The organism is Mycobacterium sp. 29Ha, from assembly GCF_032883055.1.
Taxonomy (GTDB): Bacteria; Actinomycetota; Actinomycetes; order Mycobacteriales; family Mycobacteriaceae; genus Mycobacterium; species Mycobacterium gallinarum.
Genome location: NZ_JAMQTI010000069.1, coordinates 1 through 1,780, shown reverse-complemented (window position 1 = coordinate 1,780; position 1,780 = coordinate 1). Strand labels below are relative to the sequence as shown.

Sequence of the window (1,780 nt, the reverse complement as noted above, 5' to 3'; positions counted from 1 at the left end):
CCGCTCCGCTGCGACCAGAAGAGCGACAGACCACCATCGCCGACCACGAGAGCGATGGGATGCGTCTGCAGATCCGCACTCCCGGTGACCTGGAGACGTTGGAACTCGTTGCCTGCCAACGAGTTGCACCAGGCCCAGGACAGATCCAAGTGGCGGTCACCGCATCCAGCATCAACTTCGCAGACGTACTGGTCGCGTTCGGCCGTTACCCCGCCTTTGAGGGGCGGCTGCCGGAGCTGGGCACCGATTTCGCCGGGGTGGTGACCGCGGTGGGACCCGGGGTGGGCGATCATCAGGTGGGCGATCATGTCGCCGGGCTGTGCGCCGACGGCTGTTGGGGCACGTTCCTCACGTGCGATGCGCGTCTGGCCGTCACGCTGCCGGCCGGACTTTCCGATGGGCAGGCCGCTGCGGTGACCACCGCACACGCCACCGCTTACCATGGCCTACACGATCTGGCGCACATCGTAAGCGGCGACAAGGTGTTGATTCACTCCGCGACCGGTGGCGTGGGTCAGGCGGCGATCGCCATCGCGCGTGCTGCGGGGGCTGAGATCTTCGCCACCGCCGGCAGCCCGCAGCGTCGGCAGATGTTGCGCGACATGGGTATTGAACATGTGTATGACTCCCGCGGCGTCGAGTTCGCCGAGGAGATACGTCGCGACACAGATGGTTACGGCGTTGACATCGTACTCAATTCGGTCACCGGCGCCGCCCAGCGCGCGGGCGTCGAATTGCTGGCCGTCGGTGGTCGATTCGTCGAGATCGGCAAACGCGATATTTATGGCGACACCCGGTTGGGGCTCTTCCCGTTCCGTCGCAACCTCGCGTTCTACGGCGTCGACCTCGGATTGCTGTCCTACGGCCATCCAAAGAGGATGCGTGATCTGCTGCGCACGGTTTACTGGTTGGTCGCACAAGGCGAACTGCCGATACCGGAAAGCACCCACTACCCGATTGGCGACGCCGCGGCCGCGATTCGGCTGATGAGCAGCGCTCAGCACACCGGAAAACTGGTGCTCGATGTGCCGCGTACCGGGTCCAGCCGCGTGATCGTGCCCCCGGCCGAGGTGCCGGTTTTCCGTGGCGATGGCGCCTACGTCGTCAGCGGCGGGCTGGGGGGTCTGGGACTGTTCGTGGCCGAGAAGATGGCCGCGGCCGGTTGCGGTCGTATCGTGCTGTCCTCGCGCTCACAGCCCACCCCGGAAGCGATGCAGACCATCGAGCGTATCCGCGCGATGGATACTGACATCGAGGTGGAATGCGGTGATATCGCGCGACCCGAGACGGCGGCCCGGTTGGTGGCGATGGCGACCGCCACCGGGCTCCCGGTGCGCGGCGTGCTGCACCTCGCGGCGGTGGTCGAAGACGCCACCCTGGGCACCATCACCGATGAGCTCATCGAGCGTGACTGGGCGCCAAAGGTTTACGGGGCGTGGAACTTGCACAACGCCACCGCCGGCCAGCCGTTGGACTGGTTCTGTTCGTTTTCCTCGGCAGCTGCGCTGGTCGGCTCGCCCGGACAGGGCGCTTATGCCGCAGCGAACAGCTGGCTGGACGCCTTCACTCTGTGGCGCCGGGCCCAGGGTCTGCCGGCCACCGCGATCGCCTGGGGCGTGTGGGCGAAAATCGGGCGCGCCAGCGCCCTGGCAGAGGGCGCCGATGCGGCCATCGCTCCCGACGAGGGCGCCTACGCACTCGAAGCACTGCTGCGTCACGACCGTGGTTACAGCGGCTACGCACCGATCACGGGTACCCCGTGGTTGACCGCCTTCTCCCA

Annotated in this window: 1 protein-coding gene; it reads left to right on the top strand. The window is 66.7% G+C overall.

The window, feature by feature from the left end; genetic code table 11:
- Nucleotides 1–1,780, top strand: a 1,780-nt coding sequence (locus M1248_RS33215; RefSeq protein WP_317150933.1) for an MDR/SDR family oxidoreductase, incomplete at both ends; no start/stop codon positions are given.